This window comes from Shimia litoralis (assembly GCF_005518135.1).
Classification (GTDB): domain Bacteria; phylum Pseudomonadota; class Alphaproteobacteria; order Rhodobacterales; family Rhodobacteraceae; genus Shimia_E; species Shimia_E litoralis.
In genome coordinates, this window is record NZ_SULI01000015.1 from 1 (window position 1) to 20,713 (window position 20,713).

Genomic DNA, 20,713 nt, shown 5'->3' on the forward strand with positions numbered 1-20,713 from the left:
AATAATCACCGCACACGCGGAGATTTGAAAAGGGCCACCTTAGGGTGGCCCTTTTGCGTTAAACGGGGTTGAGCTGGTATGTGCGTGTCGGATTAGCGCTGCAGATCGAGAGGTGAAATCAATCCTTGAACAACGTGCTCAGCCAGTTCCAAGCGTTCGTCGCCGACTTGCGCAAAAGTGACCGTGCGCAGTTCAGCAAGTTTTTCGATGGCAGCAGCGGCGTCATGCCCCAAGATGCGAAGCAGGATATAGGCGAAAAAGCCGGTCCTATGTATGCCAGCAGAGCAGTGCAGGTATACGTGGGGTGTTGTCTCGGTGGCGATGGATGTCGCCAGTGTATCCAGCAATGGCAATATTGATGTGTGTCTCAATACCTCGAGGTTGCCTCCTTCAATGGGAAGCCAAACCCATGTGAATGGTGCCTCTGGTGTGCGTATTCTCTGGCAAACCTTTTCGATTAGCGGCGCCCCCTCGCGTGCACTGAGCAATGTGCAACAATGCGTAAGTTGCAGCTCGCGCAGTCTATCGACCGACTTTCTCCCGGGGCGAGGCCCCAAAGTCAGACGCATGCCAGAGTTCTTTAGGCGTGTGATGCTGTCGGCACGCTCTTTCATATTATATCCTGTCCCGGCCTTTGGTATCTTTCATCAGTTGACTGATTGTCGAATCTGGAATGGCGTCGGCGGAATAATGGAATGTGCCCGTTTCTCTTATTTCGTTGGCGGCACGTAAAATGGCCCCGAACGCCGTGCGGGCCAAAGATCCTCCGACACTGACCCTGGCGACACCTGCATGGCTTAGGTCCTCAAGCGAATAGGTCGCCGACCCAAGTCCCATCACGACGTTGACCGGCTTGTCCACCGATTGGCAGACCTCGCGGATCGCTGTCAGATCGGGCAACCCGGGGGCATAGAGAACATCTGCACCTGCGTCAGAATAGGCCTGAAGACGCTTGATCGTATCCTTCAGGTCAGGATTACCCCAAAGGAAATTCTCGGCGCGGGCCGTCAGTAGAAACGGGAGCTCCTGCGCAGTTTCTGCTGCGGCGCGAATGCGGTCCACGGATAATTGAAAGTCAAAGATGGGCTGATCGGCATTTCCCGAGGCATCCTCGATGGACCCGCCTACCAGACCGGCCTGTGAAGCAAGGTATATTGTGTCGGCGCATATCTCCGGGGTTGCTCCAAATCCGTCTTCAAGATCGGCAGATACAGGTAAATCAGTGGCGTCGACGATCTCGACTGCATTCTCCAATATTTCACGGCGTGTGATCCCAGCCACCGAGTCCCGCTTGCCTTTGGAAAATGCGTAGCCTGCGCTGGTGGTTGCCAACGCATCAAAGCCCAAGCTCTCGAGCAAGCGCGCAGAGCCCGCATCCCAGGGGTTCGGCATCACAAACGCTGTCTTGCCTGTGTGGAGCGCTTTGAAGTTGGCGAACTTGGTCTGAGTGTCTTGCATGTGTGTCCTCATGGCTTGCTTCAGGGAAAATTATACACTTTTAGTACAAATGAAGAACAAAAATCTCACACTCCTTATGGACGACGTCGAGAATAGCGGGCCTAGGGGCGGGTGGCGTGTTGTGTTGAAATGTGAGATGTCGTTGGTCAGTGCACAAAGGCATTTTGGGCGCATCTGACATTGTCCCTTGTCAGCCTGAAATCCCCCCTGTATATGGCGCGAGTTCGCAGTTGCGACAACTGGGCGGGGTGATTCCCGCCTTTTGGGTTCGAAGAGGGTTTCGCGGTGGTCGCTGGTCCTCCTCTCAACTCCAACGCCTAGATAAAGGCTAAGAAATGCAAAGCCAAAACATTCGCATTCGGCTCAAGGCATTCGATTACCGTGTACTGGACGCCAGCACTCAGGAAATCGTAAACACTGCCAAGCGCACAGGCGCACAGGTACGTGGCCCGATCCCGCTTCCGAACAAGATCGAAAAATTCACTGTTCTACGTGGTCCACACGTTGACAAGAAATCTCGCGATCAGTTCGAAATCCGCACACACAAGCGTTTGCTTGATATCGTAGACCCAACACCACAGACCGTGGACGCGCTGATGAAGCTCGACCTTGCGGCTGGCGTTGACGTCCAGATTTCGGTCTAAGGAGGGTATAGAATTATGCGCTCTGGTATTATCGCAAAAAAAGTAGGCATGACTCGCCTGTTCATGGAAGACGGCAAGCAGATTCCTGTAACCGTTCTTGAACTTGATGGTCTGCAAGTTGTAGCACAACGCACCACTGAAAAAGACGGTTACACCGCTGTTCAGTTGGGCGCAGGCGCTGCCAAAGCAAAACGTACTTCGCAAGCTATGCGTGGTCACTTTGCTGCGGCAAACGTTGCTCCTAAGCGTAAAGTTGCAGAATTCCGCGTATCCGAAGATGCCCTGATTGAAGTTGGTGCCGAAATTTCGGCAGAACACTTCCTTGAAGGTCAAAAAGTTGATGTTGCCGGTACCTCGATTGGTAAAGGCTTCCAAGGTGCTATGAAGCGCCACAACTTTGGCGGTCTGCGTGCGTCACACGGTGTTTCGATTTCGCACCGTTCGCATGGTTCGACTGGTCAGTGTCAGGATCCCGGTAAGGTTTTCAAAGGCAAGAAAATGGCGGGCCACATGGGCGCTGTTCGTGTAACAACTCAGAACCTTGAAGTTGTTAAAACGGATGCCGACCGCGGTCTCGTGTTCATCAAAGGCGCCGTTCCCGGTTCCAAAGGTGGATGGGTCACTGTCAAAGATGCCGTGAAGAAAAAAGCACCTGAAGGTCTGCCTTTCCCGGCTGGTCTGAAGTCTGCTGCAACTGAAGCGCCTGCAGAAGAAGTCTCTGCGGAAGGTGGTGAAGCATGAAACTTGACGTGATCAATCTCGACGGCGGCAACGCTGGTTCTGTCGATCTGGACGAAGCGCTGTTTGGTCTTGAGCCACGCGCAGACATCTTGCACCGTGTGGTGCGCTGGCAGCGTAACAACGCGCAAGCTGGCACACACAAGGTCAAGACACGGTCGGAAACTTCGTATTCCACCAAGAAGATCTATCGCCAAAAAGGCACCGGTGGCGCACGTCACGGTGACCGTAACGCGCCGATCTTCCGTAAAGGTGGTATCTACAAAGGTCCTACACCGCGTTCGCACGGCCACGATCTGCCTAAAAAATTCCGCAAACTGGGTCTTCGTCATGCCCTGTCCGCCAAAGCGAAAGCTGGCGAGCTGGTTGTGATCGAAAATGCAGAATCGGAAGGCAAAACCTCCGCTTTGGCCAAACAGGTGAAAAACCTGGGTTGGAAGCGCGCCTTGATCATTGATGGCGCAGCCGTCAACGAAGGTTTCGCAAAAGCAGCGCGCAACATTGAAGGTTTGGATATCCTGCCGACAATGGGCGCAAACGTCTATGATATCCTCAAGCGTGACACTCTGGTGATCACAAAAGCGGGTATGGAAGCACTGGAGGCTCGACTGAAATGAGCGCGAAGGCTGAACATTACGACGTGATCCGCAAGCCGATCATCACCGAAAAAGCGACCATGGCGTCGGAAAACGGTGCGATCGTGTTTGAAGTGGCGATCGACAGCAACAAACCACAAATCAAACAAGCTGTAGAAGCTCTGTTTGGTGTGAAGGTCAAAGCTGTTAACACCTCGATCACAAAAGGCAAAACCAAACGGTTCAAAGGCACAATGGGCCGCCGTAAGGATGTCAAAAAGGCATATGTTACCCTCGAAGAGGGCAACACAATCGACGTGTCCACCGGACTGTGATTGTTAGGTCGGGATAGCCCGGCCCTACGCCTTAATAAAAAGAGAAAGCCCCTCGCTGTGAAGCGGGGGGCTTTTTTGTTGGAAATCCCATTTGGAGCAATTATGCGCTATCGAAGTAGATTGACAGAAGCCGCAATTTTCCTTGTCATTAATGCTCTAGTTGCGTTGGTCTTGAGGGTTTGGATCGAGCTCGATCCTTACCACGAGCACAGGCTTTTGGTCGTGTGCATCTTTGTGGTCGCCTTGTTCTTCATGAACGCACTTCGTGGTGTCTATGCTAAGCACTTTCGTGGGTTGTATTGGGCAATATCTATTCTGAACCTCATAGCTTTTGGGCTGGCTGGAAGTGCGAGCTTCCTTATTTCTTGGCCTGTTTTGGTATCCGGTATTTTCCTTTTGTTATGTCAGTAGATTACACAAACAGTGGACGAGATTGCATGAGGCAGCGGCCCCTAGGCCGCTCGTGCACCGCTGACGCGCACCCACGCGGCGGCGATTTGGTGCGGCAAGCGCGACATTGTTAAGGCACACGGATTTGGCGAGGATAAACTGCTATCCTTTCAGGACGGATCGCCACCGCGCGCGTCTTTGATGCACACAATCTCGGCATGCATCAAACCCCAAAGAAATATGGCCAATCCTATTGCCAGCCACCCCTGACCCTGTTACATCCCGCCAGTCGGCTGGCCTCAGATTCGTTCTGGGGCCGGTTGCGCGTTTAATCTGGCACCTACGGGGGCCTATACCTATGGCCACCTACGGGGGGCTAAACATAAGGCGGGTTTACCCGCCGTTGCTAAACGGAAGACAGAAAGCATGGCACTTAAGTCGTATAAGCCGACTACGCCGGGCCAGCGTGGGCTGGTGCTGATCGACCGTTCGGAGCTTTGGAAAGGACGTCCTGTCAAAGCCCTCACAGAGGGTTTGACAAAGTCGGGCGGCCGGAACAACACCGGACGGATCACCTCGCGTCGTCGTGGTGGTGGGGCAAAACGCCTTTACCGGATCGTAGACTTCAAACGGAACAAATTTGATGTAGCGGCAACCGTCGAGCGGATCGAATATGACCCGAACCGGACCGCATTCATTGCATTGGTCAAATACGAAGATGGTGAACAGGCCTATATCCTGGCACCTCAGCGTTTGGCCGTTGGTGATCAGGTGATTGCATCTGCCAAGGCAGACATCAAACCTGGTAACGCGATGCCATTCTCTGGCATGCCAATCGGTACCATCATTCACAACATCGAAATGAAGCCTGGCAAAGGCGGTCAAATTGCCCGCGCTGCTGGTACATATGCTCAGTTCGTTGGTCGTGACGGTGGTTACGCTCAGATCCGTCTGAGCTCGGGCGAATTGCGCTTGGTTCGTCAGGAATGCATGGCCACCGTTGGTGCCGTGTCGAACCCTGACAACTCTAACCAAAACTACGGTAAAGCCGGTCGTATGCGCCATAAAGGCAAGCGTCCTTCGGTTCGTGGTGTTGTTATGAACCCTGTCGATCACCCTCATGGTGGTGGTGAAGGTCGGACATCTGGTGGTCGTCACCCGGTTTCGCCTTGGGGTAAACCGACAAAAGGTTACCGCACCCGTAACAAGAACAAAGCGTCGCAAAAGCTTATTATCCGCTCGCGTCACGCCAAGAAGAAGGGACGTTAATCTATGTCTCGCTCTGTATGGAAAGGCCCCTTTGTCGATGCTTATGTGCTGAAAAAAGCCGAAGCAACGCGCGAGTCGGGTCGTAATGAAGTTATCAAGATCTGGTCGCGTCGCTCGACGATCCTTCCCCAATTCGTGGGATTGACGTTTGGTGTTTACAACGGCCACAAACACGTCACTGTCAACATCACAGAAGACATGATCGGTCAAAAGTTCGGTGAGTATTCACCAACTCGGACCTATTATGGTCACGCTGCTGACAAAAAAGCGAAGCGGAAATAAGCCATGAGCAAGGATAAAAATCCCCGCCGCGTGGCTGACAACGAAGCAATGGCAAAACTGCGCATGCTTCGCACAAGCCCGCAAAAGCTGAACCTGGTTGCTGCGATGATCCGCGGCAAAAAAGTCGAGAAGGCATTGACCGACCTGACTTTCTCTAACAAGCGGATCGCTGCTGACGTGAAGAAATGCCTTCAGTCTGCAATCGCAAATGCTGAGAACAACCACAACTTGGACGTCGACGATCTGATCGTTGCCGAAGCCTATGTTGGTAAGAACCTGACCATGAAGCGCGGTCGTCCGCGGGCTCGTGGCCGTTTCGGCAAGATCATCAAGCCGTTTTCGGAGCTCACCATCAAGGTACGTCAAGTCGAGGAGCAAGCCTAATGGGTAATAAAGTCAATCCGATTGGCATGCGTCTTCAGGTCAACCGTACCTGGGACAGCCGCTGGTATGCTGACACTAAGGACTACGGCGATCTTCTGTTGGAAGACCTGCGTATCCGTGCGTTCATCAAGGACGAGTGCAAGCAAGCCGGTATCGCCCGTGTGATCATCGAACGCCCGCACAAAAAGTGCCGCGTCACGATCCACACAGCACGCCCCGGTGTGATCATTGGTAAAAAAGGCGCAGACATTGAAGGCCTTCGCAAGAAGATCGCTTCGATGACTGACTCGGAACTGCACCTCAACATCGTTGAAGTTCGCAAGCCCGAGCTGGACGCACAGCTGGTTGGCGAGTCTATCGCTCAGCAGTTGGAACGTCGTGTGTCCTTCCGTCGCGCGATGAAGCGTGCCGTTCAAAACGCAATGCGTATGGGCGCTCTGGGTATCCGGGTGAACGTCGCTGGTCGTTTGGGTGGTGCTGAAATCGCTCGTACCGAATGGTATCGTGAAGGTCGTGTACCTTTGCACACCTTGCGCGCCGACATCGATTACGCACATGTGGAAGCCACGACCGCTTATGGGATCATTGGTATCAAAACCTGGATCTTCAAAGGCGAGATCATGGAGCACGATCCTCAGGCGCGTGACCGTAAGGCACAAGAAGTCCAGGACGGCCCAGCACCTCGCGGTGCCGGCGGTCGTCGCTAAGGGAGACTGAGAAATGCTTCAACCAAAGCGTACTAAATTCCGTAAGATGCACAAAGGCCGCATCAAGGGTTTGGCAAAGGGCGGGTCTGACCTGAACTTTGGCTCCTTCGGCCTCAAGGCATTGCAGCCAGAGCGTGTCACAGCACGTCAAATCGAAGCTGCGCGTCGTGCGATGACACGTCACATGAAACGTCAGGGCCGTGTATGGATCCGGATCTTCCCAGATCTGCCCGTCACGTCCAAGCCTACCGAAGTCCGTATGGGTAAAGGTAAAGGTTCTGTCGATTTTTGGGCGGCCAAGGTTAAACCAGGTCGTGTGATGTTCGAAATCGATGGTGTTGATGATGCAGTTGCACGTGAGGCCCTGCGCCTTGCTGCGATGAAACTGCCTATCAAAACCCGCATCGTGGTTCGTGAAGACTGGTAAGGTCTGCTGCGTGATCCCACGCATCATACTTTAGAAAATTTAAAAGCCCCTGCCGGATTGTCGGCAGGGGCTTTTTCGTTTCGTATGGGTCGGCTTCAAAACTTGCCGTTGGTGTTTTTCCATTGGTCGCGCGGGGCGACCTTTTCGACTGTGTTCCAGTGTTCGGCCAACAGCCCATTGTGAACGCGAAACATTTCGTAAAACGCGCAATGCTGGTTTGCTTGATACCCTTCGCAAACGGCCAGTACGAAATTGCCTTGCGCCAAGACGCGATGGCAGCGGGAGTATGTTTTCGCAGCGTCCTCATTGCCTAAACTTGCCAACAGGGCGTCCAGCCCGTCTTCCAAATTTGAATCATGCTGAACAAGCTTACGGTCATCAAAATAGGCATCGGCATCTTGAAACTGGCGCGGGATTAGAACGGTCTCAATAAATCTTTGCACGAGGGCACGGTTGGCTTCTGTCGCGGCCAGATCGGTGGCCTCGGTCGGGCCATCAACCATCGTACGCCCCGACGGGTTGGGGCCTTGGCGGGGCTGAATGTTGTCCCAATGCTCAACCACCCGATCGTCTTCATATCGAAAAACTTCGAACCCGATCCGGCGGCTGGAAAAGTCGTATTCCGTGTGCCCAAACACATAGTCTCCGTCCTCAAAGGCACGCACGATGTTGACCATGGGGTTGGTCAGGGACAGACGCTTGAACAATGCTTCAAGGCCTTCGCTGCCCTCTTGGGTTTGGGGGTTGTGCTGAATGTATTTGGCCTGATTGACCACTGAAATTGCGGCGGGGTCACCTGTTTCGATGCTTTTCAACAGGGCACGAATTTGATCGGGGCGACTCTGGGGCATTTTGAATTCCAGTGTGGTGACAATCGATCAAAGTGTGTCGACAATCACCTTGATGCTCAACAGAAAAGTACCCCGACGATACAAGCAAGACACCTGTGTGCGAATGCGCTAGGCTGGCTGGATGAAAATCCATTACTCTTTTGTTTCTGAGCTTCCTGATCCAGACGCCTTTCGCGAATTGATGAAAGAATATTATGCTGTGATGCTGAACAAGCTGCATGCGGCAGGCGGGCCGCGTCTGTCGGCGGACGCGCTTGCTCAAGATACGATGACCCATATCGAGGACCTGATGCCACCAGAGGGCCGGACCTTGCTGGCGACCCAAGACGATGGTCGGTTGCTGGGTTGTGGCGTCATTCGTAAAATCCGCCAAGATGCGGCGGAATTGAAACGCATGTTTGTACGTCCAGAAGCGCAAGGTCATGGAGTAGGGCGAAAGTTGTTTGAAATGCGTATGGCAGAGGCACGTGAAATGGGCTGCCGCACGCTTTATGCTGATACGGTCAAAGGCAATCGGGCCATGCTCTCCATGTATGAAGCAATGGGGTTCGGATACGTGTCACGATACGCAGAGAATGCCAACGATATATCAATAGCGCCGTATTTGGTGTTTCTGGAATACGTGTTTCCGGAAGGATGCACAGACCGTTAGCACGCGAAATCTGGCTCTCGCTCTTTTTACCGGCTTGCGCTAAACCCAGCTCATGGCCCAGATCGAATCCCTCTTTGTGACCCGACTTTACCGCGCGAAGCTCTCTGAACATGGCACCGCCATTGATCCCGAAGAGCTGGAAGCGTCCTGTTATTCAATTGCGGAAGATGACGAAGCCGGTCAGGCTTGGTGCGAGAAAAACGGGTATCCTGGATATACAAGCTATGCGTCGTTGACCGACCTTGCGTGGCGCTTTCCAATTTTTGCAGACATTGTGGCCGCGCTTGATCTACATGTCGCAGAGTTTGTGAAAGATCTTGAGTTTGATCTCGATGGCCGCGAGCTTAAGCTTGAAGATATCTGGATCAACATCCTGCCAGAAGGCGGCACCCATTCTTCCCATTTGCATCCACATTCGGTAATTTCTGGCACGACCTATGTTGCCATGCCCGGCGGGGCGAGCGCGCTAAAGCTCGAAGACCCGCGTTCGGCACGGATGATGGCCGCCCCGACGCGCACCAAGACAGCACGGCAGGAGCTACAGCCCTTTATCTATGTGAAGCCTGAGGTGGGCGATGTCCTGCTTTGGGAAAGTTGGCTGCGCCACGAGGTGCCCATGAATATGGCAGAAGACGAACGCATTTCAGTGAGTTTCAACTACCGCTGGGATTGACCCCATATACAGGGCACACCAATGACGGCACGCGAGCGCCACTATATTGTCGAAGGTTTGCATGGCGCGCCGCTCGGCGATTTGGACGACGTTCTTGAAGGTTTGCGGCATCACTTTGGTGAAGTCCGGTCCGAAATTAAGTATGACCTTGCAGAATGGCGCGATTTTGATCGTGATCGTCCGCTGAGAAAGGCGTTTTTTGGCGCGCTGTCTTGGCTGATGTCTGGGCCCGATCTGAAGTACCCACAGTGTGAGGCCTATTTATTCACCCCTGACGGAATTCTCGTGTGTCACGTGGGCGATGTCGTAGAGCGGTTCTTTCTGACGGTTTGGGTGTCTTCAGAGCAAGAAGCCGCGCTTGAAACCATGTTTGCCGCACAAGGGTGGGGATGCCGACACAAGAGCAGCTGGCGAGACTGGTATCGTTCGCGATAGGCGCGGAGCGTATGTCTTGATCAGGTGTCGGGAATGTTAACCCTACGCGGACTTGCGAAAGATCCGCCAAGCGACTGCGACGGCGCAAAAGCGCCTTAGCCAATATAACCAGCCTTTTCCCTTGCCCTTACCAAGCCCACCTCGTATAGAGCCACATCGCGCGATTTCCGGATTCGGGATTCGCGTGTTTACTATTTATCCATCAGGTCAAAGGTGACCCTCTGGGGGCCTTCTGGTGTATGAGAAAAGGAATAGGCTATGAACGCCAACGAACTGCGTGACAAAACGCCGGATCAGCTCCGTGATGAGCTGGCAAACCTGAAGAAAGAAAGCTTTAACTTGCGCTTTCAACAGGCCACCGGACAGCTCGAAAATCCCGCTCGCATCAAAGCTGCACGTCGTGCCGCTGCGCGCGTGAAGACCGTGCTGAATGAAAAAGCTGCTTCGGCAGCGCAAGAATAGGAGCCTGATAGATGCCCAAACGTATTCTCACAGGCACCGTGACAAGCGATGCCAACGCACAAACAGTAACTGTTTCTGTTGAACGCCGCTTTACGCACCCTGTTCTGAAGAAAACCATCCGTAAGTCCAAAAAATACCGGGCTCACGATGAAGCCAACGCTTTCAAGGTCGGCGATCAAGTTCGTATCATCGAATGCGCGCCGAAATCGAAAACGAAACGCTGGGAGGTTCTGCAGGCGTAAGCCAGTAGACCTGACAGTTTGTCGAAACCCTGGGGAAATGGCCATTGGATAGGTCCCCCATAGGTCGGGAGAAACCGCATGATCCAGATGCAGACCAATCTAGATGTTGCTGACAACTCCGGCGCTCGCCGAGTTCAGTGCATCAAGGTTTTGGGTGGTTCCAAGCGTAAATACGCTTCCGTAGGCGACATCATTGTTGTCTCGGTTAAAGAAGCCATCCCTCGCGGTCGCGTAAAGAAGGGTGACGTCCGTAAGGCCGTCGTCGTACGCACCGCTAAAGAAGTCCGTCGTGAAGATGGCACAGCGATCCGCTTTGATCGCAACGCAGCTGTAATCTTGAACAACAGCAACGAGCCCGTAGGTACACGTATCTTCGGACCAGTTGTTCGTGAGCTGCGCGCCAAAAACTTCATGAAGATCATCTCGCTCGCGCCGGAGGTGCTGTGATATGGCTGCTAAGTTGAAAAAAGGCGATACAGTCGTCGTTCTTGCTGGCAAGGACAAAGGTCAAACCGGAACGATTTCTTCGGTTGATCCTCAAGCTGGCAAAGCTGTTGTCGATGGCGTTAACATGGCCATCCGTCACACACGTCAGTCGCAAACCGATCAAGGTGGTCGTATTCCAAAAGCCATGCCAATCGCTCTGTCGAACCTGGCATACGTAGACGCGAACGGCAAAGCCACTCGCGTTGGCTTTAAAATGGAAGGCGACAAGAAAGTCCGCTTTGCAAAAACCACGGGGGACGTGATTGATGCTTGATACTGCAACATACACCCCGCGTCTGAAAGCTCTTTACAAAGAGACCATTCGTGGCGCTCTGAAAGAAGAGTTCGGCTATAAAAACGAAATGATGATCCCCAAATTGGAGAAAATCGTTTTGAACATCGGCTGTGGCCGTGCAGCCGTAAAAGACAGCAAAAAAGCCAAGTCTGCGCAAGCCGACCTGTCCTTGATTGCTGGTCAAAAAGCTCTGACCACCATTGCGAAGAATTCGATTGCTGGTTTCCGCGTTCGCGAAGGCATGCCCATGGGCGCCAAAGTGACCCTGCGCGGCGATCAAATGTATGAATTCCTTGATCGTCTGACCACGATTGCTATGCCTCGTATCCGCGACTTCCGCGGCGTATCGGGCAAATCTTTTGATGGCCGTGGCAACTACGCCATGGGCTTGAAAGAGCACATCGTGTTCCCAGAAATCGACTTTGATAAAGTCGACGAAAACTGGGGAATGGACATCGTGATCGCAACTGACGCGAAAACCGACGCTGAAGCGAAGGCACTGTTGAAAGCATTCAACATGCCCTTCAACAGCTAAGCGCGGGAGAGGACCTCATGGCTAAAAAATCTATGATCGAACGCGAGAAAAAGCGCGAACGTCTGGTGGCTAAGTATGCTGCCAAACGTGCCGAGCTTAAAGAAATCGCGAATGACGAGAATCTGCCAATGGAAGAGCGTTTCAAAGCGCGTCTGAAACTGGCAAAATTGCCGCGCAACAGCTCGGCTACTCGTTTGCACAATCGCTGCCAACTGACTGGCCGTCCCCACGCTTACTATCGTAAGCTGAAGGTTAGCCGGATCGCGCTGCGGGAACTTGGTTCGAATGGCCAAATCCCCGGCATGGTGAAATCGAGCTGGTAAGGAGAGACAGATATGAACGATCCTATCGGTGATATGCTGACTCGTATCCGTAATGGTCAAATGCGTGGTAAGTCGACTGTGTCGACACCTGCATCGAAACTGCGCGGTTGGGTTCTGGATGTACTGGCCGACGAAGGCTACATCCGCGGCTACGAAGCTACGACAGGCGCAGACGGCCACCCGGCCATCGAAATCAGCCTGAAGTATTACGAAGGCACTCCTGTTATTCGCGAACTCAAGCGGGTTTCTACCCCTGGTCGTCGCGTTTACATGGGCGTCAATGACATTCCAGTTGTCCGTCAGGGCCTCGGTGTGTCGATTGTCTCCACCCCCAAGGGTGTGATGTCGGATGCAAGTGCACGCTCCAACAATGTTGGTGGCGAAGTACTCTGCATGGTCTTCTAAGGAGTAGGCTATGTCTCGTATTGGTAAAAAACCGGTCGAGCTGCCCTCGGGTGTTTCGGCATCCTTGTCCGGCCAGACCATCGAAATCAAAGGTCCAAAAGACACTCAGTCTTTTACCGCAACTGACGATGTCACGCTTGCAGTAGACGGCAACGTTGTGACTGTGACACCGCGCGGCTCGTCCAAGCGTGCACGTCAGCAATGGGGTATGTCACGGACAGTCATCTCTAACATGGTGACTGGTGTGACTTCGGGCTTCAAAAAAGAACTTGAGATCCAAGGTGTTGGTTATCGTGCACAGATGCAGGGCAGCAATGTTCTGAAGCTGTCGCTCGGTTTGTCACACGATGTGAACTTTGAGGTGCCAGCAGGCATCACAGTGACGGCTCCTAAGCCAACTGAAGTGATCGTCGAAGGCACTGACTCTCAATTGGTCGGCCAAGTTGCAGCAAACATTCGCGAGTGGCGTAAACCCGAGCCCTACAAAGGCAAAGGTATTCGTTATAAAGGTGAATTTATCTTCCGCAAGGAAGGTAAGAAGAAGTAAGGACCAGACAAATGGCAAACAGCAAAAGAACCCTGTTTCTGAAGCGCCGCCTGCGCGTCCGGAACAAACTTCGCAAAGTGAACACAGACAAAATGCGTCTGTCTGTTCACCGCAGCAACAAGAACATCAGCGTCCAGCTGATCGACGACGTAAACGGTGTAACACTGGTATCCGCTTCCTCTATGGAAAAGGATCTGGGCATTGTTGGCAAAAACAACATCGAAGCAGCCACAAAAGTGGGTGCAGCGATTGCCGAACGTGCTGTGAAAGCTGGCGTGACCGAAGCGTATTTCGATCGTGGTGGTTTCCTGTTTCACGGCAAAGTCAAGGCTCTGGCCGACGCTGCGCGTGAAGGTGGCTTGAAAATCTAAGACTTGAGGGCGGCGCTCGCGCCGCCCCGATGATCCAGGGGCGCACCTATCTCAGGTGCGCCCACTTGGATTGGAATAATCGGCGCCTCGCGCCAGAAAAAAGGAAAGCCTTATGGCAGAACGTGAAAATCGTCGTGGCAATCGCCGCGATCGTGACGAGACCCCTGAATTCGCGGACCGTTTGGTTGCGATTAACCGCGTATCCAAAACCGTAAAAGGTGGTAAGCGCTTCGGCTTTGCTGCTCTGGTTGTTGTTGGCGATCAAAAAGGCCGCGTAGGCTTTGGTAAAGGTAAAGCGAAAGAGGTCCCTGAGGCCATTCGTAAAGCCACTGAGCAAGCCAAGCGCCAAATGATCCGCGTGCCTCTGCGTGAAGGTCGTACACTGCACCACGATATCGAGGGCCGTCACGGCGCTGGTAAAGTTGTGATGCGGACAGCACCTGAAGGTACTGGTATCATCGCAGGTGGTCCAATGCGTGCCGTTTTCGAAATGCTCGGCGTCAAAGACGTTGTTTCGAAATCGCTGGGTTCGCAAAACCCTTACAACATGATCCGCGCTACCATTGATGGTCTCAACAAAGAGTCGAGCCCTCGTATGGTTGCAGCACGTCGCGGCAAAAAGGTTGCTGACATCCTGAAAAAGGACGAAGCCCCTGCCGCAGCCCCTGAAGCAGCAGAAGCGTAAGGAGATCGACACATGGCAACTATCGTCGTTAAACAGATCGGTTCTCCGATCCGTCGCCCTGAAAATCAGCGTCAAACACTGATCGGTTTGGGTCTTAACAAAATGCACAAAACCCGCGAATTGGAAGACACACCTTCCGTACGCGGCATGGTCAACAAGATTTCGCATCTTGTAGAGATCATCGAAGAGCGCGAGTAAGCTTCTTCGGTTTTGAAAGTATTAGGCGCCCTTGGATTTCCAAGGGCGCCTTTTTTTGTGCTATGTTGTGAGGCCTAGATGTTTGTGAGCGCGGTATTTACGCGCTCACAGGGGTGTTGCGGTTCTAGGGGGCCGTGTTGTCGCTCTGGTCCAGAGAGGCCCAGTCATGGTCGCCACCGGGCTTGGGAAGCTCTTCCGACTTCACGTGGCGGTGGATATGTGCCTTGGCAATGAAATGGGCCGTGATTGGCGCTGTGAGAAACAGAAACAGCGTAATCAGCAGTTCGTGCAGAGACAGGCGGCCTTCGATCAGAACCGAATGCAGCATGGACGCCAACAGAACGCCGCCGACGCCAAGCGTGGTGGCCTTTGTCGGGGCATGCAAACGTGACATCGGGTCGGGAAGTTTCACCAGACCGAAAGACCCGACAAGACCAAATACGCCGCTAACCACAAGAAAGAATACAATTAGAATTTCATAGACTTGTTCCATGTGGACCTCACTCGATGATGTTGCCGCGCAGCATGAACCGCGTATAGGCAACCGTGGACACAAACCCCAGCATGGAAATGATGAGCGCGCTTTCGAAAATGATCTCGGATTTGAACCACATGCCATAAAGCACGATCATGGCAATCACGTTGATGACCATCGTATCAAGGGCCAGCACACGATCCCCCACGCCCGACGCGCGCAGGATCTTCCATAGGTTCATTAACAGCGCGGCGCCAAAGCAACCAAACGTGAAGTGGATGGCGATATCAATCATTCGAAAATCTCCTTCAGTCTGCGTTCATACCGAGACTTGATTTCGTCGCGAACAGCATCGGGGTCGGGGGCATTCAGGCAGTGCACCAGAATGGCGTGACCTTCGCTGGACATATCGCTCGATACGGTGCCCGGTGTCAGGGTAATTGTGCCAGCAAGCACTGTGATGGCTTCTGGTGAGCGCAGATCAAGCGGAACTGTCACCCATGCGGGCTTCAAATCTTTGTTGCGGCGGAACACGATCAGCTTGGCAACGACAACATTCGCCACCACGATATCCCAAAGCACAACAAGGCAGAACTCCGCGATCTTAAGCGGATGGCGCATGCGCAACATGTTCGGCCAATAGGGGCGAATGATAAAGGGAATGATCACCCCCATAAGGGCGCCAAACAGCAGAGAGTTGATCGAGAACCGATTGACCAACAACAGCCAGACAACGGTCAAAAGCACGCTGAGCACAGGGTGCGGGAAAAGCTTGCGTAACAAGGTCATTGTGCATCCTTCCGTAAGACGGCGTCTCGATATGGCTCTGAGTCAAACAATTGTTCGGCGGTTGCCTCTGCATAGGTCAGGGCAGGCCCCGCAAAGATTGTCATAGCGACAAGCATGGCGACCAACCCAAATGCCGCGACAAATGGCAGACGCGACACGCGCGCAGACAGTACTGCATCTTCTGGTTCGTCTGCATCGTCGCTGGGCTCTGGGGGTTCATAACCGTCCGGTGTCTTCCAGAAGACCATTGTGCCTGCACGAGCAAGCCCGACCATGGCCACCAGTGAAAACACAAGGATGACTGACCAGATCAGGGTTTGTTGGGGGGTATTCGCAGCGGCCTGAAGCACCATGATCTTGCCCAAGAAACCCGACAGCGGCGGCATGCCCGCCATGGCGATGGCGGCAATGAAAAATAACACCGAGATAAGCCCGCTTTGGGCCATCGGTACTGTGGGGGTGATCGCTGGGCCTTGCCGTTCCACGACCATATCAGCGATCAAGAATATGAGCGCCGTCGCCAAAGTCGAGTGCACGATGTAATAAATGGCGGCCCCTGTCGCGAGGGGCGTGAACATGGAAATTGCAACAAGCAAAGTTCCCATTGAGCCAATTGCGGAAAATGCTGCCAGACGTGAAATGTCACGCGTGCCAAGCGTGCCGATCATTCCTACGGCCAAGGTGAGCAGGGCGGCTGGCAACAACCACTCCCCAACCAAACTCGAGCTTAGCGCTAGGTCTGGGCCAAAGACCAATGTGTACATCCGCAGAATGGAATAGGCGCCGACCTTGGTCATGATGGCAAACAGCGCGGCAACGGGGCCAGGGGCGTTTGCATAGCTTCCTGGTAACCAGAAATGCAGCGGCAGCACTGCTGCTTTGATCGAGAATACAAGCAACAACAAAATGGCCCCAACGCGGATCAAGGCGGTATCGTCCGCGGGCAGGGCTGCCACCCGCTCTGCGAGGTCAGCCATGTTTAACGTTCCGGTCACCGCATAGATGGTGCCAAGAGCAAACAGAAACAGTGTAGAGCCCAGCAGGTTATAGACGACATATTGCAAACCTGCGCGCAGACGTTTGGCGCCGCCACCGTGGATCATCAATCCATATGAGGCGATTAACAGGACTTCGAAGAACACGAACAAGTTGAATGCGTCACCCGTAAGAAACGCCCCCGCAACTCCCATCAATTGGAACTGAAACAAGGGGTGAAAATGGTGCCCGCGCTTGTCCCAGTCGGTTCCGATACTATAGAGCAGCACTGCCAAGGCGAGAATGGCCGTCAGCAGAACCATAAGACCTGATAACCGATCCAGCACCAAGACGATGCCAAAGGGCGCAGACCAGTTCCCAAGCTCGTACACATGGATGTCGCCGGTTGACGCTTGAGCGGTAAGCGCAATGGCGATGCCCAAGAAAGCCATTGTTCCCGCGACAGAAAAGATACGCTGCAAATCCAGATGGTGACGCACCACCATGAGCATGAACGGCGCAAGAATGGCCGGAAGAACAATCGGCAAGATAATCAAGTGGCTCATGCGTTATCTCCCGACTCGGGGGTGTCCGTGGTGTTGATCCGATCCGTGTCAGACGACAGGAATGCACCCAAGGCAATCATCACCACAAGCGCAGTCATCCCAAACGAAATCACAATCGCGGTTAAAACCAAGGCCTGAGGCAGTGGGTCAGTATAAGTGGCGTCCGCATATTTGCTCAGGATTGGCGGCATGTTTTGCACAAGCCGACCCGTTGCGAACAAGAAAACGTTCACCGCATACGATAACAGGGATAACCCCAAGATGACCGGAAAGGTGCGACGGCGCAGGACAAGATAAACCCCACATGCGGTCAAAACAGCGACGGCGCTTGCGACAAGAGCTTCCATATCAAGCTTCCCCTTCACTTACTTTCGGATCATCCCGTTCGGGATTGATATCCATTGGATGTTCGCTTTCGATGCCGGGTTGCCACGCATATCGTGCAAAGCTCTCCAATGCGAGCATGATGGCGCCGAATACGGCAAGGAACACACCCAGGTCGAATAGTGCCGCTGTGGCCAATTCGAATTTCTCCAGTCCCGGCAAATACACATATCCAAAGGCGCTTGTTAGGAACGGAAGATCATTGAACCATGCGCCCATGCCAGTGGCTGCGGCGATCAGGACACCTCCACCGATGATCCCGTGATATGGGAATGTCTGTCGGGCGGACGCCCAAGCAAATCCAGAGGCCATGTATTGCATGACAAAGGCTGTGGCGACGACCAGTCCAGCAATAAACCCACCTCCCGGAAGATTGTGCCCACGCAAGAAGATATAGACCCCCACCAACAAGGCGATCGGCATCATCACACGTGTCGCAACGACCATCATCATTGGGTGGGCATCACCGGCAATCGGCTGATCTGGTTCACGGTTAAGCAGTCGTGCGCGCACGTTTGAGGCCAGCACGGATTCTGTCAGGGCAAAGATGACCACGGCCGCGATACCCAGAACGATGATCTCGCCAAAGGTATCAAACCCTCTGAAGTCGACAAGGATCACGTTCACGACGTTGGTGCCGCCGCCGCCTTTATAAGAATTGGCCAGGTGGTACTCGGAAATCGACGGTTGCGAGAAATCCCCCAACAAGACGGCATACAGAAGTCCACCCACACCCACACCGGCGATGATCGAAATGACCACATCGCGGACCCGTTGGGCCTTGGTCGAATCAATGGGTGTGTCTTTGGGCATAAAGTTCAATGCCAGAAGCAGGAGGATGATCGTCACCACCTCGACCGAGATCTGGGTCAGCGCCAAATCCGGAGCCGAGAAATAGTTGAACGTCAAAGACACCATCAGGCCAGTGACGCCGATAATGACCAAAGCCAAGAGGCGATTGCGATGGTACAGCACCACACATGACGCTGACACAACCAAACAGACCCAACCCATCACTGCCAAGGGGCCAAGGTCGCCAAGCGGTTTGATGTGTGCCGGTGCATTTCCTGTGAAATAGGCATAGCTGGCCATACCGAAGACAAAGACCACAAAGATGCCAGCATATCGCGTCAATGATCCGTCGTGGAGGGCATTGGTCAGGCGTTCGCTCGCGCGCACTAGCATGGCGATCAAAGCTTCGAAAATGGTTTTCGCCTCGGGGCGCGGTAACGCATTCCATAGACGCTCGAGCGGCTTGTGTTGCCACAACAAAAACAGACCTGCCACAGTGGCAAAGGCTGACATGTAGAGGGCTGGGGTAAACCCGTGCCAGATTTTGAGAGAATAGTAAGGCAGCTCGGCATCGCCGATGACCGCCTGCGATGCGACGGCAACAATCGGCCCTGCAATCGCTTTGGAAAACAGGCCAATAAGCACCACAAGGCTGACCAAAATCGCGGGTGACAACCACAGCCCGGGACCCGGATCATGTGGGTGTGCAGGATAATCGTTGCGCTGGGGGCCGAGGAACGTGTGTGCAATCAGTCGGAAGGAATACGCAGCCGAGAACAATGCACCCAGCACGACAAGCGCCGGAAGCAGATAATGCGAATGCCACCAGACCGTATGCGCGGCCTCTTCCAGCATCATTTCCTTGGATAGAAACCCGTTCAGTGGTGGAATGCCAGCCATCGACAGGCTGGCCAGCGTCACCATGGCGAATGTGATTGGCATCAATTTGCGCAACCCGCCAAGACGCTTGATATCGCGTGTACCGGTTTCATGATCGACAATCCCCGCAGACATGAAAAGGGCCGCTTTGAACGTTGCGTGATTGATGATGTGAAACACCGCGGTGACAGCCGCGATTTTGGTGCCGAACCCCAACAGCATGGTGATCAGACCCAGATGGCTGACGGTCGAAAACGCCAGAAGCGCCTTCAGATCGTCTTTGAACAACGCGATCTTGGCGCCGACGACCATGGTTACCAGGCCGGTCGTGGCCACGATATAGAACCATTCGGGTGTTCCAGCCAACACGGGCCAGAGACGCGCCATGAGGAACAGGCCTGCTTTGACCATCGTGGCCGAATGCAAGTACGCCGAGACCGGCGTCGGAGCAGCCATGGCGTGAGGAAGCCAGAAATGAAAGGGGAACTGGGCGGATTTTGTAAAGGCCCCGATCAGAATCAGGATCAACGCAACAAGGTAGTACGGAGACGCCTGAATGGCGTCTTTCTGCGTCAGGATCACGCTGAGATCATAGCTGCCGGCGATCTGTCCCAAGATCAAAAGCCCTGCAATCATGGACAGCCCGCCCAAACCAGTGACGGTCAAAGCCATCCGAGCGCCTTGGCGCCCTTCTGGCAGGTGCTTCCAAAAGCCAATCAGCAAGAACGACGAAAGTGAAGTCAATTCCCAGAATACCAGCAAAAGCAGGATGTTGTCGGATAAAACGATGCCAACCATCGCCCCCTGAAACATCAGAAGATATGCGTAAAACTGCCCCATCGGGTCTTCGCGTGACAGATAAAACCGGGCGTAGAGAATGATCAAAAGCCCTATTCCAAGAATAAGACCCGCGAACAAGAGGCCAAGACCATCGAGGAAAAAGTTCATATTCAAGCCGAGGGCCGGCACCCATTCAATGCGTGCGGTTAACACCTCGCCGCGCATCACCTCTGGGGCGTGGGTTAACAACCCTACAAGCGCCAAAAGCGTTGTTCCGCCCGCTGACCATGCGGCGGCATTTCGGCCAGCACGGATCAAAAGTGGGGGAAGAATAGCGCCCAAAAACGGCAACAGCGCGATCAAGACCAGCGACATACAGCATTCTCCTTCAGTCGGCGCCTGTTCCCAAGCGTTCCGATAGGCCTAATGTTTTTCTCGCGCTAGGCAAGACCTCGTGTGTTCATGAAGCGAAGACAGGGCTGTTTTTGGCGCTGATCGTCCACGCCTAGGGCAAAAATTGCGCCAGATCAGGATTCCTGAGGCCAATTGGTCGCGCGGCGGACAGTCTTTGCGAAACCGTGTTTCGAGACATGAATATAGTGGACGTATCATTCGTCATGACGACGCAAGCGACAAGCCCAGATTGTCAGAATTACCATTTGTTTTAAGAACAGCAACCCGTGCAGAGATATCGTGGGTTCAAG

At 53.6% G+C, this 20,713-nt stretch carries 32 protein-coding genes; 23 read left to right on the plus strand and 9 right to left on the minus strand.

What is annotated here, in order from left to right; translation table 11 throughout:
• Nucleotides 1-92: 92 nt before the first annotated feature.
• Both FAP39_RS12050 and FAP39_RS12055 read right to left on the minus strand, forming a co-directional pair.
• Nucleotides 93-614: a protein-tyrosine phosphatase family protein gene (locus FAP39_RS12050; RefSeq protein ID WP_138016656.1), complete on the minus strand. Its 522-nt coding sequence runs from the start codon at nucleotides 612-614 to the stop codon at nucleotides 93-95.
• Nucleotide 615: 1 nt separating this feature from the next.
• Nucleotides 616-1,458, minus strand: coding sequence for an isocitrate lyase/PEP mutase family protein (locus FAP39_RS12055; RefSeq protein ID WP_138016657.1), 843 nt, complete (start codon nucleotides 1,456-1,458; stop codon nucleotides 616-618).
• 335 nt (nucleotides 1,459-1,793) lie between these two features.
• Between FAP39_RS12055 and rpsJ the strand changes: the two genes are divergently transcribed.
• The 9 genes from rpsJ (at nucleotide 1,794) to rplP (ending at nucleotide 7,209) form a co-directional block, all read left to right on the plus strand.
• On the plus strand, nucleotides 1,794-2,102 hold the full coding sequence (gene rpsJ, locus FAP39_RS12060; RefSeq protein WP_044028221.1) for a 30S ribosomal protein S10: 309 nt from the start codon (nucleotides 1,794-1,796) through the stop codon (nucleotides 2,100-2,102).
• Between the two features lie 15 nt (nucleotides 2,103-2,117).
• Nucleotides 2,118-2,843: a 50S ribosomal protein L3 gene (gene rplC / locus FAP39_RS12065; protein WP_138016658.1), complete on the plus strand. Its 726-nt coding sequence runs from the start codon at nucleotides 2,118-2,120 to the stop codon at nucleotides 2,841-2,843.
• Nucleotides 2,840-3,457, plus strand: coding sequence for a 50S ribosomal protein L4 (rplD, locus tag FAP39_RS12070; protein WP_138016659.1), 618 nt, complete (start codon nucleotides 2,840-2,842; stop codon nucleotides 3,455-3,457). The genes rplC and rplD overlap by 4 nt, the downstream gene beginning before the upstream one ends.
• Entirely contained in the window at nucleotides 3,454-3,750 is a 297-nt protein-coding gene (locus tag FAP39_RS12075) for a 50S ribosomal protein L23 (protein ID WP_138016660.1), read from the plus strand. Before rplD ends, FAP39_RS12075 begins: the two co-directional genes overlap by 4 nt.
• Nucleotides 3,751-4,566: 816 nt before the next feature.
• Nucleotides 4,567-5,409 carry a 50S ribosomal protein L2 gene (gene rplB, locus FAP39_RS12080; protein WP_138016661.1) on the plus strand — a complete coding sequence of 281 codons (843 nt, stop codon included), beginning with the start codon at nucleotides 4,567-4,569 and terminating at the stop codon, nucleotides 5,407-5,409.
• A gap of 3 nt (nucleotides 5,410-5,412) precedes the next feature.
• Nucleotides 5,413-5,691, plus strand: a complete 279-nt coding sequence (rpsS, locus tag FAP39_RS12085) for a 30S ribosomal protein S19 (RefSeq protein ID WP_138016662.1) — start codon at nucleotides 5,413-5,415, stop codon at nucleotides 5,689-5,691.
• A 3-nt stretch (nucleotides 5,692-5,694) separates the two neighbouring features.
• Complete coding sequence (gene rplV / locus FAP39_RS12090; protein ID WP_138016663.1) at nucleotides 5,695-6,075, plus strand: 50S ribosomal protein L22; 381 nt, start codon at nucleotides 5,695-5,697, stop codon at nucleotides 6,073-6,075.
• Nucleotides 6,075-6,782, plus strand: coding sequence for a 30S ribosomal protein S3 (gene rpsC, locus FAP39_RS12095; RefSeq protein ID WP_138016664.1), 708 nt, complete (start codon nucleotides 6,075-6,077; stop codon nucleotides 6,780-6,782). Before rplV ends, rpsC begins: the two co-directional genes overlap by 1 nt.
• A 13-nt stretch (nucleotides 6,783-6,795) precedes the next feature.
• Nucleotides 6,796-7,209 (plus strand): 50S ribosomal protein L16, encoded by a 414-nt coding sequence (rplP, locus tag FAP39_RS12100; RefSeq protein ID WP_138016665.1) that lies wholly within the window; start codon nucleotides 6,796-6,798, stop codon nucleotides 7,207-7,209.
• A 95-nt stretch (nucleotides 7,210-7,304) separates the two neighbouring features.
• Here the strand turns inward: rplP and FAP39_RS12105 are convergent, their stop codons facing one another.
• A complete protein-coding gene (locus FAP39_RS12105) occupies nucleotides 7,305-8,060 on the minus strand; it encodes a nuclear transport factor 2 family protein (protein ID WP_138016666.1) in 756 nt (251 codons plus the stop codon).
• Nucleotides 8,061-8,181: 121 nt separating this feature from the next.
• On the opposite strand from FAP39_RS12105, the gene FAP39_RS12110 reads away from it, so the two are divergent.
• The 14 genes from FAP39_RS12110 to rpmD all read left to right on the plus strand — a co-directional run bounded on the left by FAP39_RS12110 (nucleotide 8,182) and on the right by rpmD (nucleotide 14,369).
• A complete protein-coding gene (locus FAP39_RS12110) occupies nucleotides 8,182-8,712 on the plus strand; it encodes a GNAT family N-acetyltransferase (RefSeq protein WP_138016667.1) in 531 nt (176 codons plus the stop codon).
• A gap of 52 nt (nucleotides 8,713-8,764) precedes the next feature.
• Complete coding sequence (locus FAP39_RS12115; RefSeq protein ID WP_138016668.1) at nucleotides 8,765-9,385, plus strand: 2OG-Fe(II) oxygenase family protein; 621 nt, start codon at nucleotides 8,765-8,767, stop codon at nucleotides 9,383-9,385.
• Nucleotides 9,386-9,406: 21 nt separating this feature from the next.
• Entirely contained in the window at nucleotides 9,407-9,820 is a 414-nt protein-coding gene (locus tag FAP39_RS12120; RefSeq protein WP_138016669.1) for a hypothetical protein, read from the plus strand.
• A 258-nt stretch (nucleotides 9,821-10,078) separates the two neighbouring features.
• The gene (rpmC, locus tag FAP39_RS12125; protein WP_138016670.1) at nucleotides 10,079-10,282 is read left to right on the plus strand and encodes a 50S ribosomal protein L29; all 204 of its coding nucleotides are present in this window, start codon (nucleotides 10,079-10,081) and stop codon (nucleotides 10,280-10,282) included.
• 11 nt (nucleotides 10,283-10,293) lie between these two features.
• Nucleotides 10,294-10,524: a 30S ribosomal protein S17 gene (gene rpsQ, locus FAP39_RS12130; RefSeq protein ID WP_138016671.1), complete on the plus strand. Its 231-nt coding sequence runs from the start codon at nucleotides 10,294-10,296 to the stop codon at nucleotides 10,522-10,524.
• Between the two features lie 78 nt (nucleotides 10,525-10,602).
• The gene (gene rplN / locus FAP39_RS12135; protein ID WP_005849814.1) at nucleotides 10,603-10,971 is read left to right on the plus strand and encodes a 50S ribosomal protein L14; all 369 of its coding nucleotides are present in this window, start codon (nucleotides 10,603-10,605) and stop codon (nucleotides 10,969-10,971) included.
• Between the two features lies 1 nt (nucleotide 10,972).
• Nucleotides 10,973-11,284, plus strand: a complete 312-nt coding sequence (rplX, locus tag FAP39_RS12140; RefSeq protein ID WP_138016672.1) for a 50S ribosomal protein L24 — start codon at nucleotides 10,973-10,975, stop codon at nucleotides 11,282-11,284.
• A complete protein-coding gene (gene rplE, locus FAP39_RS12145; RefSeq protein ID WP_138016673.1) occupies nucleotides 11,277-11,840 on the plus strand; it encodes a 50S ribosomal protein L5 in 564 nt (187 codons plus the stop codon). Before rplX ends, rplE begins: the two co-directional genes overlap by 8 nt.
• Nucleotides 11,841-11,857: 17 nt before the next feature.
• A complete protein-coding gene (gene rpsN, locus FAP39_RS12150; protein ID WP_138016674.1) occupies nucleotides 11,858-12,163 on the plus strand; it encodes a 30S ribosomal protein S14 in 306 nt (101 codons plus the stop codon).
• 12 nt (nucleotides 12,164-12,175) lie between these two features.
• A complete protein-coding gene (rpsH, locus tag FAP39_RS12155) occupies nucleotides 12,176-12,568 on the plus strand; it encodes a 30S ribosomal protein S8 (protein WP_138016675.1) in 393 nt (130 codons plus the stop codon).
• A 10-nt stretch (nucleotides 12,569-12,578) separates the two neighbouring features.
• Nucleotides 12,579-13,115: a 50S ribosomal protein L6 gene (gene rplF, locus FAP39_RS12160; protein ID WP_138016676.1), complete on the plus strand. Its 537-nt coding sequence runs from the start codon at nucleotides 12,579-12,581 to the stop codon at nucleotides 13,113-13,115.
• Nucleotides 13,116-13,126: 11 nt separating this feature from the next.
• Nucleotides 13,127-13,486, plus strand: coding sequence for a 50S ribosomal protein L18 (rplR, locus tag FAP39_RS12165; protein ID WP_138016677.1), 360 nt, complete (start codon nucleotides 13,127-13,129; stop codon nucleotides 13,484-13,486).
• A gap of 112 nt (nucleotides 13,487-13,598) precedes the next feature.
• The gene (gene rpsE, locus FAP39_RS12170) at nucleotides 13,599-14,171 is read left to right on the plus strand and encodes a 30S ribosomal protein S5 (RefSeq protein WP_138016678.1); all 573 of its coding nucleotides are present in this window, start codon (nucleotides 13,599-13,601) and stop codon (nucleotides 14,169-14,171) included.
• Nucleotides 14,172-14,183: 12 nt separating this feature from the next.
• A complete protein-coding gene (gene rpmD, locus FAP39_RS12175; RefSeq protein WP_138016679.1) occupies nucleotides 14,184-14,369 on the plus strand; it encodes a 50S ribosomal protein L30 in 186 nt (61 codons plus the stop codon).
• Nucleotides 14,370-14,493: 124 nt separating this feature from the next.
• Here the strand turns inward: rpmD and FAP39_RS12180 are convergent, their stop codons facing one another.
• From FAP39_RS12180 to FAP39_RS12205, 6 genes are read right to left on the minus strand one after another with little or no spacing between them, the layout of a single operon-like run.
• Complete coding sequence (locus FAP39_RS12180; protein ID WP_138016680.1) at nucleotides 14,494-14,862, minus strand: Na+/H+ antiporter subunit G; 369 nt, start codon at nucleotides 14,860-14,862, stop codon at nucleotides 14,494-14,496.
• Nucleotides 14,863-14,869: 7 nt separating this feature from the next.
• A complete protein-coding gene (locus FAP39_RS12185; protein WP_138016681.1) occupies nucleotides 14,870-15,139 on the minus strand; it encodes a K+/H+ antiporter subunit F in 270 nt (89 codons plus the stop codon).
• Nucleotides 15,136-15,633: a Na+/H+ antiporter subunit E gene (locus FAP39_RS12190; RefSeq protein WP_138016682.1), complete on the minus strand. Its 498-nt coding sequence runs from the start codon at nucleotides 15,631-15,633 to the stop codon at nucleotides 15,136-15,138. Before FAP39_RS12190 ends, FAP39_RS12185 begins: the two co-directional genes overlap by 4 nt.
• The gene (locus FAP39_RS12195) at nucleotides 15,630-17,174 is read right to left on the minus strand and encodes a monovalent cation/H+ antiporter subunit D (RefSeq protein WP_138016683.1); all 1,545 of its coding nucleotides are present in this window, start codon (nucleotides 17,172-17,174) and stop codon (nucleotides 15,630-15,632) included. Before FAP39_RS12195 ends, FAP39_RS12190 begins: the two co-directional genes overlap by 4 nt.
• Nucleotides 17,171-17,521: a Na+/H+ antiporter subunit C gene (locus FAP39_RS12200; RefSeq protein WP_138016684.1), complete on the minus strand. Its 351-nt coding sequence runs from the start codon at nucleotides 17,519-17,521 to the stop codon at nucleotides 17,171-17,173. Before FAP39_RS12200 ends, FAP39_RS12195 begins: the two co-directional genes overlap by 4 nt.
• 1 nt (nucleotide 17,522) lies before the next feature.
• The gene (locus tag FAP39_RS12205) at nucleotides 17,523-20,384 is read right to left on the minus strand and encodes a monovalent cation/H+ antiporter subunit A (RefSeq protein WP_138016685.1); all 2,862 of its coding nucleotides are present in this window, start codon (nucleotides 20,382-20,384) and stop codon (nucleotides 17,523-17,525) included.
• Nucleotides 20,385-20,713 lie beyond the last annotated feature (329 nt).

Coding starts and splice junctions, on each gene's coding strand:
- FAP39_RS12050 (WP_138016656.1), bottom strand. CDS start 614: ATGAAAGAGCGTGCCGACAGCATCACACGCCTAAAGAACTCTGGCATG.
- FAP39_RS12055 (WP_138016657.1), bottom strand. CDS start 1,458: ATGCAAGACACTCAGACCAAGTTCGCCAACTTCAAAGCGCTCCACACA.
- rpsJ (WP_044028221.1), top strand. CDS start 1,794: ATGCAAAGCCAAAACATTCGCATTCGGCTCAAGGCATTCGATTACCGT.
- rplC (WP_138016658.1), top strand. CDS start 2,118: ATGCGCTCTGGTATTATCGCAAAAAAAGTAGGCATGACTCGCCTGTTC.
- rplD (WP_138016659.1), top strand. CDS start 2,840: ATGAAACTTGACGTGATCAATCTCGACGGCGGCAACGCTGGTTCTGTC.
- FAP39_RS12075 (WP_138016660.1), top strand. CDS start 3,454: ATGAGCGCGAAGGCTGAACATTACGACGTGATCCGCAAGCCGATCATC.
- rplB (WP_138016661.1), top strand. CDS start 4,567: ATGGCACTTAAGTCGTATAAGCCGACTACGCCGGGCCAGCGTGGGCTG.
- rpsS (WP_138016662.1), top strand. CDS start 5,413: ATGTCTCGCTCTGTATGGAAAGGCCCCTTTGTCGATGCTTATGTGCTG.
- rplV (WP_138016663.1), top strand. CDS start 5,695: ATGAGCAAGGATAAAAATCCCCGCCGCGTGGCTGACAACGAAGCAATG.
- rpsC (WP_138016664.1), top strand. CDS start 6,075: ATGGGTAATAAAGTCAATCCGATTGGCATGCGTCTTCAGGTCAACCGT.
- rplP (WP_138016665.1), top strand. CDS start 6,796: ATGCTTCAACCAAAGCGTACTAAATTCCGTAAGATGCACAAAGGCCGC.
- FAP39_RS12105 (WP_138016666.1), bottom strand. CDS start 8,060: ATGCCCCAGAGTCGCCCCGATCAAATTCGTGCCCTGTTGAAAAGCATC.
- FAP39_RS12110 (WP_138016667.1), top strand. CDS start 8,182: ATGAAAATCCATTACTCTTTTGTTTCTGAGCTTCCTGATCCAGACGCC.
- FAP39_RS12115 (WP_138016668.1), top strand. CDS start 8,765: ATGGCCCAGATCGAATCCCTCTTTGTGACCCGACTTTACCGCGCGAAG.
- FAP39_RS12120 (WP_138016669.1), top strand. CDS start 9,407: ATGACGGCACGCGAGCGCCACTATATTGTCGAAGGTTTGCATGGCGCG.
- rpmC (WP_138016670.1), top strand. CDS start 10,079: ATGAACGCCAACGAACTGCGTGACAAAACGCCGGATCAGCTCCGTGAT.
- rpsQ (WP_138016671.1), top strand. CDS start 10,294: ATGCCCAAACGTATTCTCACAGGCACCGTGACAAGCGATGCCAACGCA.
- rplN (WP_005849814.1), top strand. CDS start 10,603: ATGATCCAGATGCAGACCAATCTAGATGTTGCTGACAACTCCGGCGCT.
- rplX (WP_138016672.1), top strand. CDS start 10,973: ATGGCTGCTAAGTTGAAAAAAGGCGATACAGTCGTCGTTCTTGCTGGC.
- rplE (WP_138016673.1), top strand. CDS start 11,277: ATGCTTGATACTGCAACATACACCCCGCGTCTGAAAGCTCTTTACAAA.
- rpsN (WP_138016674.1), top strand. CDS start 11,858: ATGGCTAAAAAATCTATGATCGAACGCGAGAAAAAGCGCGAACGTCTG.
- rpsH (WP_138016675.1), top strand. CDS start 12,176: ATGAACGATCCTATCGGTGATATGCTGACTCGTATCCGTAATGGTCAA.
- rplF (WP_138016676.1), top strand. CDS start 12,579: ATGTCTCGTATTGGTAAAAAACCGGTCGAGCTGCCCTCGGGTGTTTCG.
- rplR (WP_138016677.1), top strand. CDS start 13,127: ATGGCAAACAGCAAAAGAACCCTGTTTCTGAAGCGCCGCCTGCGCGTC.
- rpsE (WP_138016678.1), top strand. CDS start 13,599: ATGGCAGAACGTGAAAATCGTCGTGGCAATCGCCGCGATCGTGACGAG.
- rpmD (WP_138016679.1), top strand. CDS start 14,184: ATGGCAACTATCGTCGTTAAACAGATCGGTTCTCCGATCCGTCGCCCT.
- FAP39_RS12180 (WP_138016680.1), bottom strand. CDS start 14,862: ATGGAACAAGTCTATGAAATTCTAATTGTATTCTTTCTTGTGGTTAGC.
- FAP39_RS12185 (WP_138016681.1), bottom strand. CDS start 15,139: ATGATTGATATCGCCATCCACTTCACGTTTGGTTGCTTTGGCGCCGCG.
- FAP39_RS12190 (WP_138016682.1), bottom strand. CDS start 15,633: ATGACCTTGTTACGCAAGCTTTTCCCGCACCCTGTGCTCAGCGTGCTT.
- FAP39_RS12195 (WP_138016683.1), bottom strand. CDS start 17,174: ATGAGCCACTTGATTATCTTGCCGATTGTTCTTCCGGCCATTCTTGCG.
- FAP39_RS12200 (WP_138016684.1), bottom strand. CDS start 17,521: ATGGAAGCTCTTGTCGCAAGCGCCGTCGCTGTTTTGACCGCATGTGGG.
- FAP39_RS12205 (WP_138016685.1), bottom strand. CDS start 20,384: ATGTCGCTGGTCTTGATCGCGCTGTTGCCGTTTTTGGGCGCTATTCTT.